Source organism: Paraburkholderia sp. CHISQ3 (genome assembly GCF_030464945.1).
In the GTDB taxonomy this organism is placed as follows: Bacteria; Pseudomonadota; Gammaproteobacteria; order Burkholderiales; family Burkholderiaceae; genus Paraburkholderia; species Paraburkholderia megapolitana.
Map to the genome: position 1 here is coordinate 433,095 of NZ_JALPRG010000002.1, position 14,520 is coordinate 447,614.

Genomic DNA, 14,520 nt, shown 5'->3' on the forward strand with positions numbered 1-14,520 from the left:
CCGGCAGGTACAGTCGTGCATTATGACAGCCGCGGCGCGAGCCGGAACCGGAGCGGCAGCAGATCGATCGCAGCTGGCAGCGCGCCGGGCGCCGGGCGCAGCGTGTACCCGGGTGCCGGGCCGCGCACCGGACGGCTTGNTTGCGGCTTGCGGCTTGCGGCTTGCGGCTTGCGGCTTGCGGCTTGCGGCTTGCGGCTTGCGGCAGGCCAGACTATAGACCGGGCCACTGCACGCCGGCAGTCTCCGAGGCAATGCCGGCACAAGCCCGACACAAGACACAACAAGACACAACAAGACAGGACCAGCACACGATGACAGAAGACCAGCACGCCGGCGCCGCCGGTCCCACCTACGCTCCGCTCACTCCCGTGCCCGACGCACGACGCGCGTTCCGCACCGGCGACGCCTTCGCGCTGTGGTTCTCGCTCGGCATCGGGCTACTGGTCGCGCAAGCGGGCGCACTGCTGGTGCCCGGGCTGGCATTACCGCTTGCGCTCGCGGCAATCGGTCTCGGCACCGTGATCGGCGTCGTACTGCTCGCTCTGGCCGGCGTGATCGGCACGGACACGGGGCTCGCAGCGATGTCGTCGCTGCGCCCGACGCTCGGCGTACGCGGCGCCTCGATACCGGCCGTGCTGAATGCGGTGCAACTGGTCGGCTGGGGCTCGTTCGAAGTGATCGTCATGCGCGATTCCGCCGATGCACTCGCAAAACAGGCGTTCAATCTGTCGATGCCGCTCGTCTGGACGTTATTGTTCGGTCTGCTAGCGACGCTGCTTGCGATCAGCGGTCCGTTGTCGTTCGTCCGGCGTTTTCTGCGCACGTGGGGCATCTGGCTGCTGCTCGCGGGCGCGGCCTGGCTCACGTGGAGTCTGCTCGCGCGACACGATCTTGCAGCGCTGATGCACCGCCCCGGCACCGGCGAGATGCCGTTCGGCGGCGCCGTCGATCTGGTCGTCGCGATGCCGCTCTCGTGGCTGCCGCTGATCGCCGATTACACACGCTTCGGCCGACGCCCCGGCGAAACCTTCCGCGGCACGCTGTTCGGCTACGGCATTGCTAACCTGTGGTTCTATGCGCTCGGCGCCGTGTACGGTCTCGCAGCGGGCGGCGGCGATGCGCTGCTGACCACCGCACTCGCGCAGGCCGGCGGCGGCCTTGCACTGCTGCTGGTACTGATCGACGAAATCGATAACGCGTTTGCCGACATTCACTCGGCGGCGGTATCGACGGGGACGTTCTGGACGCGCGCGGGCGTACCACTGCTGTCGGCGGCGTTCGGCGCGCTGTGCACGCTGATCGCGCTGCTGGTGCCGATGGCGAAGTATCAGAACTTCCTGTTGCTGATCGGCTCGGTATTCGCGCCGCTGTTCGGCGTCGTGCTGGCCGATCACTTCATCGTGCGCAAGCGCCGCATCGAAGCCGCTGCGCTAGCGGACCTGCGCGGACGTTACGCGTTCTCTGGCGGCTGGCATGTGAGCGCGTTCGCCGCGTGGGCGATCGGCATCGCCGCCTATCACGCGATCAACCAGTGGCTACCGAATCTCGGCGCGACGTTGCCCGCGCTCGCGATCGGCGCACTCGGTTATCTGGCGTTGGTGTCGGTGCGCACGCGGACTTACGCGGCGTAGCGCGGTAGCGTGCGAGACGCCGGGCAGCAGACGCCCGGCGCGAGATCTGCGGAAAACGCGTTCAGCCGTTTCAGCCGTTGATCACATCGGCACCCTTCGGCACCGTGAACTTGAACTGATCGGCGGGCAACGCCGGGTTCTTCTCCATGTTCGTGAACGTAAGCAACGTCACGTTACCGAACACGTCGTGCAGTTCCATCGCTTCGAGGTTGCCGTTCCGGAAACCGATGCCGACGCGCTGGAACTGCGTGTCCTTCGCCTTCGGCGTCAACTCTAGCCAGTCGATGCCGTCCTTCACGCCCGCGTCCTGCAGCGTGAAGTTCTTGTCCAGATCATTGCTGCCGAACAGGATCGCGGCCGGGCTCGCGCCGAGTGCGCCACCGAGCTTGCGAATCGTGACCTGGTTCAGATCCTTGTCATACACATAGAGCTTGTCGCCGTCGGCCTCCAGCAACTGCTGATACGGTTTCTCGTACGACCAGATGAACTTGCCGGGTCGCGCGAACGAGAACGTGCCGCTCGACGTGCCGCCCGTGCGCGTGGTGGGCAGCGCGCCGCTTGCGCCCGCCGCATTGTTCGGTGCCTTGATTTCGCGCTGCACGAACGAGCCGCGCGCCGAATGCACCTGTGCGACAAACGCCTGCAACTGCTCGGTGCCGCTCGCGAATGCCGGCGCTGCCGCCAGCAGCGACGCGCCGATCGCGACACAACCGACGCCGCGAGCCAGTGTGCGGATCAGGCGACCCAGACGGCTTACATGGCCCGAGCGGACGACTGCGTGGCGGGCATCTTGCCCGGCATAGTGCTGCATGGTGTTTCTCCGTGAATGGAATCGGATGGTCGCGCGGGCGGGTTGCCGCGGTGCGCGCGAGGCCATGTGGAGCGCACCGCGAGGCATGCCGTGTGCCCCGCTAGTCGGCGTCCCGGGTCGGGACGAGAATCTCGCGGTTGCCGTTCGACGACATCGCCGACACGAGCCCCGACTGCTCCATCTGTTCGAGCAGTCGTGCAGCGCGGTTGTAGCCGATCCGCAGATGCCGCTGCACGAGCGAAATCGACGCGCGACGATTCTTGATGACGATCTCGACCGCCTGATCGTACAGCGGGTCGGACTCGCCGCCCGCAGCACCAGTTCCCGCAGCGCCCGCGGAACCCTCGTCGCCTTCGCCCAGCGTGCCACCTTCGAGAATGCCTTCGATGTAGTTCGGCTCGCCCTGTTCCTTGAGCTTGTCGACGACGCGATGCACTTCCTCGTCGGACACGAACGCGCCGTGCACCCGGACCGGCAGGCCGCTACCTGGCGGCAGGTACAGCATGTCGCCCATACCGAGCAGCGATTCGGCGCCCTGCTGGTCGAGAATCGTGCGCGAATCGATCTTCGACGACACCTGGAACGCCATCCGCGTCGGCACGTTCGCCTTGATGAGCCCGGTGATCACATCGACCGACGGACGCTGCGTCGCGAGGATCAGGTGAATACCGGCCGCGCGCGCCTTCTGCGCGATCCGCGCGATCAGCTCTTCGACCTTCTTGCCGACCACCATCATCAGGTCGGCGAGTTCGTCGATCACGACGACGATGTTTGGCAACCGGTTGAGCGGTTCGGGATCGTCCGGGGTGAGGCTGAACGGATTCGGCAGCTTCTCTTCGCGCTTCGCCGCTTCGTCGATCTTGTTGTTGTAGCCCGCGAGATTGCGCACGCCGAGCTTGCTCATCAGCTTGTAGCGGCGCTCCATCTCGGCGACCGTCCAGTTCAGCGCGTGGCCGGCCTGGCTCATGTCGGTGACGACCGGACACAGCAAGTGCGGAATGCCTTCGTAGACGCTCATTTCGAGCATCTTCGGATCGATCAGGATCATCCGCACCTGCTCGGCGCTCGCCTTGTAGAGCAGCGAGAGGATCATCGCGTTGATCCCCACCGACTTGCCCGAGCCGGTCGTGCCGGCCACCAGCAGGTGAGGCATCTTCGCGAGATCGGCGCAGACCGCCTTGCCGCCGATGTCCTTGCCGAGACCCATGGTCAGCGGCGACGACGCATCCGCATAGACGGCGGAACCGAGAATCTCCGACAGCCGCACGGTTTGCCGGCGCTGGTTCGGCAGTTCGAGCGCCATGTAGTTCTTGCCCGGAATCGTCTCGACGACACGGATCGATACCAGCGACAACGAACGCGCGAGGTCCTTCGCGAGGTTGACAATCTGGCTGCCCTTCACGCCGGTGGCCGGCTCGATCTCGTAGCGCGTCACGACCGGCCCAGGATAAGCAGCAATCACGCTCGCATCGACGCCGAAATCCTTCAGCTTCTTTTCGATCAGACGCGAGGTGAATTCAAGCGTATCGGCGGAAATGGTTTCCTGTACTTCGGGCGCGGGATCGAGCAGCGAGACCGGCGGCAAGGTCGAATCGCCAGGCAGGTCGGTGAAGAGCGGCACCTGCCGCTCCTTCTCGACGCGTTCGGATTTTTCGGGCTTCACGACCGGCGCGACGATCGTCACCGGCTCGTGTTCCTCGATCCGCACGCGGCCCTGTTCGACTTTCCCTTCGCGTTTGACGGCCGCTGCTTCACCGAGCTTGCGATCGCGGCCGGCCTCGCGGCGCAGCTTAGCGAACGTCACCGCAGAGATGATCGAATCGCCGACCCGCTCCGCCACCGACAGCCACGAGAAGCGGAAGTACAGCGACAGCGCAGCCGCCAGCACGACCAGCAGCGCGAGCGTGCCGCCGGTGAAGCCAAGCGCGTGCGACACGCCGCGCGCCACCGCTTCGCCGACCACGCCGCCAGGCGCGCGCGGCAATTGCACTTTCAGCGACCACATGCGCAGCGCCTCGATGCCGTCGCAGGCGAGCAGCACCACGACGAACGCGAGCGCCTCGGCCAGCCAGCTGATATCGCGCGGACCGTCGTCGGAAACCGCCTCGTGATGTGTGATGCGCCGGTAGTTTGCGGAGATGCGCCGTGCGAGCAGCACGATCCACCAGTAGGCGGACAGCCCGAACAGCAGCAGCAGGATGTCGGAGGTCCAGGCGCCGACGCGGCCCGCCCAGTTGGCGATGCGATCGACCTGCGCCGCGTGCGTCCAGCTCGGATCGTGGCGGCTGTAGCTGACGAGTGCCATCAGCAGGAATACGCCGAGCGCGACCTGCAGGATCCAGCGGATTTCGGTGAAGAGACGCGACATGCGGTGCGGCAATGCCTGCGCGTTCGCGGAATAAGTAGCTTTTGCCATTGATCCTGTTGCGTGGGCGGTCCGGTGCGTGTTGCGGGCTGGGCCAGCCGCCAGTCGATTGATCCGGTCTATTGTAAACGTTGTATTGCGTACAAGGCTGTAAATGACGGTAACCGGGTCTGGAGGGGGAAATCGGGGTTTCATGGGCCCGCCGATTCCCGGCTACCCGCACGCAGCCTCGTTCAGGGAGCCCGGCCGGTACCGCCGGCAAGGCCCATGCGCCTTGCTATCGCCGCCATCGCAAAGCTTCATGGAGCGGCGGATTGCCCTGCCCTTTATAATGCCGGACTGATACCCATCTACAGTTTCGACACACGTTCCCGGCTTCGCACCATCCTGCACCACCCGGCCGGACGCTATTTACGGATTTCGATCATGCCCGCTCCCACCAAACACGCCAAGGTTCTGATTCTCGGTTCCGGCCCCGCCGGCTATACCGCTGCCGTCTATGCGGCGCGCGCCAACCTGGCGCCGGTACTCGTCACGGGGCTCGCACAGGGCGGCCAGCTGATGACCACGACCGACGTCGAAAACTGGCCCGCCGACGCAAACGGCGTGCAAGGCCCGGAACTGATGCAGCGTTTTCTGGAGCATGCCGAGCGCTTCAACACCGAGATCGTGTTCGATCACATCCACACCGCGAAGCTCGGCGAAAAGCCGATCCGCCTGATCGGCGATGCCGGCGAATACACCTGCGACTCGCTGATCATCGCGACCGGCGCATCGGCGCAGTACCTTGGCCTGCCCTCCGAAGAAGCGTTCATGGGCAAGGGCGTGTCCGCCTGCGCGACCTGCGACGGTTTCTTCTACAAGAAGCAGGACGTTGCGGTGATCGGCGGCGGCAATACGGCAGTCGAGGAAGCACTCTATCTCGCGGGCATCGCGAAGAAGGTGACGGTTATCCATCGCCGCGACAAGTTCCGCGCCGAGCCGATCCTGATCGACCGTCTGCTGGCGAAGGAAAAGGAAGGCGTCGTCGAGATCAAGTGGAACCACGTGCTCGACGAAGTGACGGGTGACCAGTCTGGCGTAACAGGTCTGCGTATCAAGCACGCGCAAACCGGCGCCACCACCGACCTCGGGCTGCAAGGTGTGTTCGTCGCGATCGGCCACAAGCCGAACACGGACCTGTTCGAAGGTCAGCTGGAAATGAAGAACGGCTACATCATCACGAACGGCGGCCTCACGGGCAATGCGACCGGCACGAGCATCCCGGGCGTGTTCGCCGCCGGCGACGTGCAGGACCACGTGTACCGCCAGGCGATCACGAGCGCCGGCACGGGCTGTATGGCTGCGCTCGACGCACAGCGCTATCTGGAGAGCATCCACGAAACCGCCGGCGAGCACGTGCTGAGCGCGGAAGCGGAACGGTAAAATAGCGTCGGGGTGCTAGCCGACGCACATTGAGCAGGGGCCGCGGCCGACAAGCCAGCGGCCCTTGTTGTTTGTAGTGTCTTGTAGGTAGCGTCGTTACCGACACCTAGCCTCGATTGCTCCGATTTATCTTGCAACGCGATCTGTCTGACCGTCATGCCGAAGAACCTGCCTCACCCTAGCGAACCGAAACGCGCGAAGCCTGCGCCGGCACGGCCTGCACCACCCGCCGCCGCCCCCACAAAAGCGGCTGCCGAACCCGCGCCGGGACTTGCCGGCCTCGGTGCATTGCGCGATTCGCTGAAGGGTGCAGCCGAGCGCCGCGAACGGGAACGCATCGTCGCCCAGCAAGCGCACCGCGAGGCCACCGCCGACGCCGACCTGTTCCGTCGTGAGATTGGCGCAGTCGCGCCGCTTACGGTTCCGCCGCGTGCTTCGGTGCCGCGGCAGCCGCCTGCGCCGCTGCCGGTGCAGACCCAGCTCGACGAAGAAGCGGTGCTACAGGAGGCGTTGTCCGACGAGTTCGATCCCGAGGTCCTGCTCGAAACCGACGACACGCTGTACTACTGCCGCCCAGGGATTAGCCAGGATGTGGTGCGCAAGTTGCGCCGGGGCGAGTGGATCGTGCAGGCGCAACTGGACCTGCATGGCATGCGGCGGGATGAAGCACGCGACGCGCTGGCTGGTTTCGTACGCGATTCGGTTAAGCGTGGTCTGCGGTGTCTGCGGGTGATACACGGCAAGGGGCTTGGGTCGATCGGCAAGGAGCCCGTGCTGAAGGGCAAGGTTCGCGCGTGGCTCGTGCAGAAGGAAGAGGTCATCGCGTTTTGTCAGGCGCGGCCGAATGATGGGGGCGCTGGCGCGGTACTGGTGTTACTGCAGCCTGGGCGGCTGACTGTCTGACTTGGTCTGTTGCCTGTGCCGGCGGCTCTTCGTTAGCGCCTCTCGGCCGGTCTTTGGTTTATGCCTGTGCAGGCGGCTGCGAGTTAGCGCCTCGCGGCGCAGGCGTTGCCCCTGTGCGGGGCGGCACCTTCTTTCTTTGCCGCGGCAAAGAAAGAAGGCAAAGAAAGCCGCTCGAGACGTTACCTGGTCCTTTCCGTGTGCCAACTTCGTGGCCCGCGCCTAAGTGTCGTTCTCGCACTGAAACGGTAGTGGTCCGAAACGAGACCATCCCTCGCATCTCAACCGATAGTGACAAGGCCGTCATTCATCCCACTCGCACTACGTGCTCGCGGTTGGGTGACCACAGCGGAAACCCGACGAGGACAGCGGGACGTCAAGTTGAATGCGAAAGCTGAAGGACAGTTCAAGACGCAAGCCCGAACAGGAAGTCGGCGACGAAGTTAATGCGGCAAGTTGAAGGGAGAGCAAGCCTGAAGTCGAAAACGCAAGGATGCGCTAAACGAAGCCGAAGCGGGTTATGCCCGTCGGCGGCGAAGCCCGCCAGAACGGATGAGCGCCTTGTCACTACCGTTGGCGGGGCGAGGTGTGATCTCGTCTCGGACCACTGCCGTTTCAGTGCGAGGGCGACACTTAGGTGCGGGCCACGAGGGCTACACGCGGAAACGACTCGGTAACGTCTCGAGCGGCTTTCTTTGCCTCCTTTCTTTGCCGCGGCAAAGAAAGGAGGTGCCGCCCCGCACAGGGGCAACGCCTGCGCCGCGAGGTGCCAAAACAAAGTCGCCGGTACAGGCATAAACCAAAGACCAGCCGCGAGGAGCTAACAAAGAGCCGCCAGCACAGGCAAAAGCCGACCCCTATGCAATGCGTTCCTCATTCGCCGGATCAAACAAAACCGCCTTCGACACATCAAACAACAAATTCATATTCGACAACGGCTGCGGATTCGACGCCGGATGCACCCGACTCACCACCCGCTTGCCATTCACCTGCGCAAACACCAGCGTATCCGGCCCGGTCGGCTCGATCACATCGATCTTCACCTCCATCGACTGCAACTGCGCATCTTCAACGTTATGCGCGCTCCGCGCATCGGTGATCCGCTCCGGCCGCAAACCAAGAATCACTTCGCGCCCAACATGGCTCTTCACCTTGCCATCGAACGGCAGATTCAACACGCCACGGCGCGCACCCGTATCGAGCTCCATACCGAACCCGGCACCCTGCTCCACCACCTTGCCCTGAATGAAGTTCATCGGCGGCGCACCGATAAAACCGGCGACAAAAAGATTGGACGGCGAATCGTAGATGTCCTGCGGCGCGCCGAACTGCTGGACGACACCGTCCTTCATCACCGCAATACGATCGCCAAGCGTCATCGCTTCGATCTGATCGTGCGTCACATACACGATCGTCGTACCAAGACGTTGATGCAGCAGCTTGATTTCCGAACGCATTTCAATGCGCAGCTTCGCATCGAGGTTCGACAGCGGTTCGTCGAACAGAAACATCACCGGATCGCGCGCAAGCGCACGACCCATCGCGACGCGCTGACGCTGGCCGCCCGACAGCTGCCCCGGCTTGCGATCGAGCAGATGCTGGATCTGCAGCATGTTCGACACACGCTCCACGATCTGGCTTTGCTCGGCCTTCGGCACCTTGCGGATGTTCAAACCGAACGAGATGTTCTCGCGCACTGTCATCGACGGGTACAGCGCATACGACTGGAACACCATCGCGATGTCGCGATCCTTCGGCGACAGGTCGTTCACGACCTTGCCGTCGATCAGGATCTCGCCCTTCGTCACGGTTTCGAGACCGGCGATCATGTTCAGCAGCGTCGACTTCCCGCAGCCGGAGCCGCCGACCAGAATCAGGAACTGCCCGTCTTCGATGTCGATATCGACACCCTTCAGAACCGGCACGCCGTTCGGGTAAGTCTTGTATACGTCACGGATGGAAAGGCTTGCCATGCTGTGATTCCTCTAGTCTCTGTACTGCTTCGAACCCGCCGCGCGAAGCGCCGCCGGCCGGATGCTGTTCAAGCCGCGAGGCGCAGTGCGCCGCCGCGGCGTCCATTGGATTAGCCCTTCACCGCGCCCGCTGTCAGGCCGCGCACGAAGTAGCGGCCGGCGATCACGTAGACGAGCAGCGTGGGCAGCGCGGCGATGATCGCGCCGGCCATGTCGACGTTGTACTCCTTCACCCCGGTCGACGTATTGACGAGGTTGTTCAGCGCAACCGTGATCGGCATCGAATCGACACCAGAGAACACGATCCCGAACAGGAAGTCATTCCAGATCTGCGTGAATTGCCAGATCAGGCAGACCATGAAGATAGGCAGCGATACCGGCAGCAGGATCTTCGTGAAAATCACGAAGAAGCCGGCCCCGTCGATACGCGCCGCCTTCACGAGTTCAGCCGGAATGCTCACGTAGAAGTTACGGAAGAACATCGTCGTGAAGGCAATCCCGTACACCACGTGCACCAGCACGAGTCCGCCCACCGTATTCGACAGGCCGAAGAAACCTTCGACGCGCGCCATCGGCAGCAAGATTGCCTGGAACGGGATGAAGCAGCCCACCAGCAACATCGTGAAGAGCGCATCGGCGCCGCGGAACCGCCAGTGCGTGAGCACATAGCCGTTGAACGCGCCGATGATCGACGAGATCAGCACGGCCGGGATCACCATCCGCACCGAGTTCATGAAGAACGGTTCCATGCCGTCGCAACGCACACCCGTACATGCCTGGCTCCAGGCCTTGATCCACGGTGCGAAGGTCGGGCTGGACGGCGGCGTCAGCAGGTTGCCGTGACGCAACTGATCCAGATCCTTGAACGACGTGGACAGCATCACGTACAGCGGAAACAGGAAATACAGCGCAAACAGAATCAAGGCCGCATAAATGACGGCACGGCTAATCGTCATCTTAGGCTGCATTGCGCGTGCTCCTCGATTCCATGTACATGAGCGGCACGAGTACGGCCACGACGGTCGCGAGCATCATCATCGACGATGCTGCGCCGACGCCAAGCTGCCCGCGATTAAACGAAAACGTGTACATAAACATGGCCGGCAGCGACGACGACGTGCCCGGGCCGCCCGCGGTCAGCGCGACGACGAGGTCGAAGGTCTTGATCGTGATGTGGCAGAGAATGAGCAGCACCGAGAAGAACACCGGGCGCATGCTCGGAATGACGATGCGGCGATAGATGGTGGGCAACCTTGCGCCATCCACCTGTGCTGCCTTGAAGATTTCGGCGTCGACGCCACGCAGGCCCGCAAGGAACAGCGCCATCACGAAGCCGGTGGATTGCCAGACGGCCGCGATCACGATACAGAAGATCGCGCGATCGGGATTGTCGAGCCAGTCGAAGGTAAAGCTCGTCCAGCCCCAGTCGTGGAACACCTTCTGCATACCGAGGTTGGGATTCAGGATCCATTGCCATGCAGTGCCGGTCACGATGAACGACAGCGCCATCGGATACAGGAAGATCGCGCGCAACGCGCCTTCGTTACGGATCTGCTGGTCGAGCAGGATGGCGAGAAACAGACCGAGCGCGACACAGATAGCAATGAACGGAATGCCGAACCAGCCGAGGTTCGCGGCAGCGGTCCACCAGACGTCGTTCTCGAACAGTTCGCGATAGCGGTCGAGGCCGACGAAGTTGTAGCGCGGCATCAGCCGCGAATCGGACAACGACAGATAACCGGTAACGAGGATAAAGCCGTAAACGAAGACGAGGCTGATCACGATGCTGGGAGAAAGCACCAGCTTCGGAATCCAGCGGTCGGCAAACGCCGATAGCGGCGAAGTGCGGCGGGTCACGGCGGCCGTGTTCTTCCCGTTTCCGCTAAGAGAAGCAGTCACTACTCGACTCCTGAAACTATGCGGCCGGCGACTGCAGGTATGCAACGCAACGCTGGACTGGCATGGGGTGTGGCTTCGGGTAAGGCGTCATACATGGCGCGTGCCCGGTTGCGCGTGAAACACATAACCGGGCACGTGGCCATCCTGCTTACTTCGCTTACTTCGTCTTCGCAGCCTTGGCGAGCGCTTCGACTGCGCTCTTCGAGTCTTGCGTCGAGTTCATGAACTTCGTGACGACGTCGGTGATGGCGCCGGCGGTTGCATCTGCCTGAGCCATGCCGTGTGCCAGCGACGGAACATAACCGCCCGCCTTGATCGCCGTCTGTTCATCCGCGTACGACTGCTTGCCGCATGCATCGAACTTGTCCATCGGCACACCGAGGCGCACCGGGATCGAACCCTTGTACAGGCTGAACTGCTCCTGGAATTCCGGGCTCATGATCGTCTTCGCAAGCGCGAGCTGACCAGCCGTCGCCGCCGTCTGACCCTTCTGCTGGAAGAACACGAACGAGTCGACGTTGAACGTGTATTGCTTCGACGTACCCGGCACCGGTGCGCAGATGTAGTCCGTACCAGACTGCTTGCCCGCGTTCGCGAACTCGCCCTTCGCCCAGTCGCCCATGAACTGCATGCCGGCCTTGCCGTTGATGACCATCGCCGTTGCCAGGTTCCAGTCGCGGCCGGTGCGGCCGTTATCCATGTACGACTCGATCTTGCGAACCGTGTCGAACACGCCGACCATCTGTGCGGACGTCAGGGTCTTCTGGTCGAGGTCGACAATCGCCTTCTTGTAGAAGTCGGCGCCTTGCGACAGCACGACGTCTTCCCACAGCGTCAGGTCTTGCCACGGTTGTCCACCGGCAGCAACCGGCTGGATACCGGCGGCCTTCAGCTTGTCGGCGAGTGCGAAGAATTCCGGCCACGTGGTAGGCGGTTTTGCACCGACCTTGTCGAGCGCAGCCTTGTTGATCCACACCCAGTTCACGCGGTGCACCGAGAACGGTGCGGCAACATAGTGGCCACCTGCGTGCATGATCTTGTCGATCTGCGGCGGCAGGTTCTTCTTCCAGTCACCCGCGACCGAGTCGATCGGCACCAGCACGCCCTGATCTGCCCATTCCTGGATCAACGGACCCTTGATCTGCGCAGCAGTCGGTGCATTGCCCGAGATCACCTGGGTCTTCAGTGCCGTCATGGCCGCCGCCCCTGCGCCGCCCGCAACCGCGAAGTCCTTCCACGTGTAACCCTGCTTCTGCATGTCGTCTTTCAGCACGCCGACAGCTTTCGATTCGCCGCCCGACGTCCACCAGTGCAGCACTTCAACCGACTCGGCAGCCTGCACGGCCGACACGCCACACATCAGACCCGCGGCGCACAGTGCGCCCATGATCGCGCGAAATTTCATTGCTTATCTCCTCCAGACACCTGAACAAAAAACGAATGGCCCCTGATATAGCCAGGGTGCAGTGAGTGGTTCAAACAGGCAAAACGATTGAGCGGTCGAGCCTCGGGCAGACGCATGCGCATGCATGTGCCAGCAAGCCGTTGTCCGGCCGCAGGACGCTCAAGAGATGAGTGATTCGGGATGCAATTGACTGTCTCCTCTTTTGATTTTTGCCTGCCCCGCCTCGCACCCGTTGACCCGGTATGCCGGAGGCGCGTTGCAGACTCGAGGCACATCGCACATTGGCCGGTCCACCGTACTACAGAACGGCAGCGGAACTGCCTGCCAGCCCATGCAGAAACGAGATGTTCCGTTAACATGCGAGGGACGACCGCCGATTCGGGAAAACGCGTATCTCGCAGGTCCCGGATACGCTTTTTTCATCGAATTAGCGCTACCTCTTGATTTGGATTGTAGTTAAACTACAATTCAGTGTCAAAAAAAATTTTATCGGACTACGGCCGCCCTGACGCTCACTTAGCGTTCACTTCGGCGGCACCAGGACATCGACGGAGACTCATGCAAACCGATTCAAGCTTCACCTTCGTGCTCTTCGGCGGAACCGGCGATCTGTCGATGCGCAAGATCCTGCCCGCACTGTATGAAGCGCACCGTGCAGGCATGCTCGCGGACAGCGGCAAGATTGTCGGCGTCGCGCGTCATGAGGAAGATCGTGCCGGGTACATCGATTGGGTGAACGGGCACGTCAAGCCGTATGTGTCGAAGGACGGTCTCGACGAAGCCGCGTGGGAAAGCTTTCTCGCGCGCATCGAGTACGTGAAGCTCGATCTCAGCAAGGCCGAAGACTTCGTGCTGCTGCGCGACGCGGTGAACAAGCTGTCCGGCACGCGCGTGTTCTACCTCGCTACCGGGCCGTCGCTGTTCGTGCCGATCTGTCATGCGCTGGCATCGGTGGGACTTAACGAAAACGCGCGCATCGTGCTGGAAAAGCCGCTCGGCTACGACCTGCGTTCGTCGAACGCGATCAACGACGCGGTCGGCGAGATCTTCGCGGAAGAACAGATCTACCGGATCGACCACTACCTCGGCAAGGAGCCGGTGCAGAACCTGCTCGCGCTGCGCTTCGGCAATGCGCTGTTCGAGCCGCTGTGGCGCCGCGAATGGGTCGAAAGCATTCAGATCACGATCGCCGAAGAGCTCGGCGTCGAGGCGCGCGGCGATTTCTATGACAATACCGGCGCGCTGCGCGACATGGTGCAGAACCACCTGTTGCAGTTGCTCTCGATCGTCGCGATGGAACCGCCGCACTCGATGGATTCCGACTCGGTGCGCGACGAAAAACTACGCGTGCTGCGTGCGCTCAAGCCGATCGATCCGCGCGATATCCAGCGCGTCGCGGTGCGCGGTCAATATCATGCAGGTGTGATTCGCGGCACGGCTGTTCCCGCGTACGCAACCGAACCCGGTGTGAAGAAGGACAGCACGACCGAGACCTTCGTCGCACTGAAAGTCGAGATCGAGAACTGGCGTTGGTCGGGTGTGCCGTTTTTTCTGCGCACCGGCAAGCGGCTCGCGGATCGCGTCGCTGAGATCGTCGTGAATTTCCGTCCGGTGCCGCACTCGGCGCTGGGGCCGACCGCGCTGCGCCCCGGTGCGAACCGTCTCGTCATTCGCCTGCAACCGAACGAAACGATCCGCCTGTATTGCCTCGCCAAGCAACCTGGCGAAGGCATGAATCTCGCCAGCGTCCACCTCGATCTCGCGTTCGACCAGTTCTTCCGCGAAAACCAGATGGAGGCTTATCAGCGGCTGCTTCTCGACGTGATCAACGGCCGGCTCGCGCTGTTCGTGCGGCGCGACGAGCAGGAAGCCGCATGGCGCTGGGTCGAACCGATCCTGAACGACTGGTCGGCCGCGAACAAGGCACCGAAACCATACGCAGCGGGCACGTGGGGACCGGCAGCAGCAAGCGCGATGCTTGCGCAGCACGGCACCTGCTGGCTCGAAGAAGAAAATTGAAGGTAGAAAACTGAACGGGGCGACGTCCGCGCGAAGTTCTAGACGCGGACCGTTGACGCAGCATCCAAGGGGCCGCTCTGCGGCCCGCCCTG

Annotated in this window: 10 protein-coding genes; 4 read left to right on the forward strand and 6 right to left on the reverse strand. The window is 62.8% G+C overall.

Going from position 1 to position 14,520, the window contains the following annotated elements:
* The first annotated feature begins 311 nt into the window (after window positions 1-311).
* Window positions 312-1,631, forward strand: coding sequence for a putative hydroxymethylpyrimidine transporter CytX (cytX, locus tag M0D65_RS05650; protein ID WP_266251728.1), 1,320 nt, complete (start codon window positions 312-314; stop codon window positions 1,629-1,631).
* 70 nt (window positions 1,632-1,701) lie between these two features.
* Here the strand turns inward: cytX and lolA are convergent, their stop codons facing one another.
* Window positions 1,702-2,442, reverse strand: coding sequence for an outer membrane lipoprotein chaperone LolA (gene lolA, locus M0D65_RS05655; RefSeq protein WP_266251730.1), 741 nt, complete (start codon window positions 2,440-2,442; stop codon window positions 1,702-1,704).
* 100 nt (window positions 2,443-2,542) lie between these two features.
* Window positions 2,543-4,858, reverse strand: coding sequence for a DNA translocase FtsK (locus M0D65_RS05660; RefSeq protein ID WP_170275849.1), 2,316 nt, complete (start codon window positions 4,856-4,858; stop codon window positions 2,543-2,545).
* Between the two features lie 375 nt (window positions 4,859-5,233).
* Here M0D65_RS05660 and trxB point away from each other — a divergent pair, with 375 nt between their 5' ends.
* Both trxB and M0D65_RS05670 read left to right on the forward strand, forming a co-directional pair.
* Entirely contained in the window at window positions 5,234-6,232 is a 999-nt protein-coding gene (trxB, locus tag M0D65_RS05665; protein WP_091011389.1) for a thioredoxin-disulfide reductase, read from the forward strand.
* A gap of 156 nt (window positions 6,233-6,388) precedes the next feature.
* Complete coding sequence (locus tag M0D65_RS05670; RefSeq protein WP_266251732.1) at window positions 6,389-7,135, forward strand: Smr/MutS family protein; 747 nt, start codon at window positions 6,389-6,391, stop codon at window positions 7,133-7,135.
* Between the two features lie 854 nt (window positions 7,136-7,989).
* On the opposite strand, the gene M0D65_RS05675 is transcribed toward M0D65_RS05670, so the two are convergent.
* The 4 genes from M0D65_RS05675 to M0D65_RS05690 form a co-directional block, all read right to left on the reverse strand.
* Window positions 7,990-9,105 (reverse strand): ABC transporter ATP-binding protein, encoded by a 1,116-nt coding sequence (locus M0D65_RS05675; RefSeq protein WP_266251734.1) that lies wholly within the window; start codon window positions 9,103-9,105, stop codon window positions 7,990-7,992.
* 110 nt (window positions 9,106-9,215) lie between these two features.
* A complete protein-coding gene (locus tag M0D65_RS05680; RefSeq protein ID WP_091011386.1) occupies window positions 9,216-10,073 on the reverse strand; it encodes a carbohydrate ABC transporter permease in 858 nt (285 codons plus the stop codon).
* Complete coding sequence (locus M0D65_RS05685; RefSeq protein ID WP_091011385.1) at window positions 10,063-11,004, reverse strand: carbohydrate ABC transporter permease; 942 nt, start codon at window positions 11,002-11,004, stop codon at window positions 10,063-10,065. Before M0D65_RS05685 ends, M0D65_RS05680 begins: the two co-directional genes overlap by 11 nt.
* Window positions 11,005-11,161: 157 nt before the next feature.
* Window positions 11,162-12,409, reverse strand: coding sequence for an ABC transporter substrate-binding protein (locus M0D65_RS05690; RefSeq protein ID WP_266251737.1), 1,248 nt, complete (start codon window positions 12,407-12,409; stop codon window positions 11,162-11,164).
* 558 nt (window positions 12,410-12,967) lie between these two features.
* Here M0D65_RS05690 and zwf point away from each other — a divergent pair.
* Window positions 12,968-14,428, forward strand: a complete 1,461-nt coding sequence (zwf, locus tag M0D65_RS05695) for a glucose-6-phosphate dehydrogenase (RefSeq protein WP_091011383.1) — start codon at window positions 12,968-12,970, stop codon at window positions 14,426-14,428.
* Window positions 14,429-14,520 lie beyond the last annotated feature (92 nt).

What these genes read in the sequence shown, in the direction of transcription:
- cytX (WP_266251728.1), top strand. Translation starts at nt 312, where the DNA reads ATGACAGAAGACCAGCACGCCGGCGCCGCCGGTCCCACCTACGCTCCG.
- lolA (WP_266251730.1), bottom strand. Translation starts at nt 2,442, where the DNA reads ATGCAGCACTATGCCGGGCAAGATGCCCGCCACGCAGTCGTCCGCTCG.
- M0D65_RS05660 (WP_170275849.1), bottom strand. Translation starts at nt 4,858, where the DNA reads ATGGCAAAAGCTACTTATTCCGCGAACGCGCAGGCATTGCCGCACCGC.
- trxB (WP_091011389.1), top strand. Translation starts at nt 5,234, where the DNA reads ATGCCCGCTCCCACCAAACACGCCAAGGTTCTGATTCTCGGTTCCGGC.
- M0D65_RS05670 (WP_266251732.1), top strand. Translation starts at nt 6,389, where the DNA reads ATGCCGAAGAACCTGCCTCACCCTAGCGAACCGAAACGCGCGAAGCCT.
- M0D65_RS05675 (WP_266251734.1), bottom strand. Translation starts at nt 9,105, where the DNA reads ATGGCAAGCCTTTCCATCCGTGACGTATACAAGACTTACCCGAACGGC.
- M0D65_RS05680 (WP_091011386.1), bottom strand. Translation starts at nt 10,073, where the DNA reads ATGCAGCCTAAGATGACGATTAGCCGTGCCGTCATTTATGCGGCCTTG.
- M0D65_RS05690 (WP_266251737.1), bottom strand. Translation starts at nt 12,409, where the DNA reads ATGAAATTTCGCGCGATCATGGGCGCACTGTGCGCCGCGGGTCTGATG.
- zwf (WP_091011383.1), top strand. Translation starts at nt 12,968, where the DNA reads ATGCAAACCGATTCAAGCTTCACCTTCGTGCTCTTCGGCGGAACCGGC.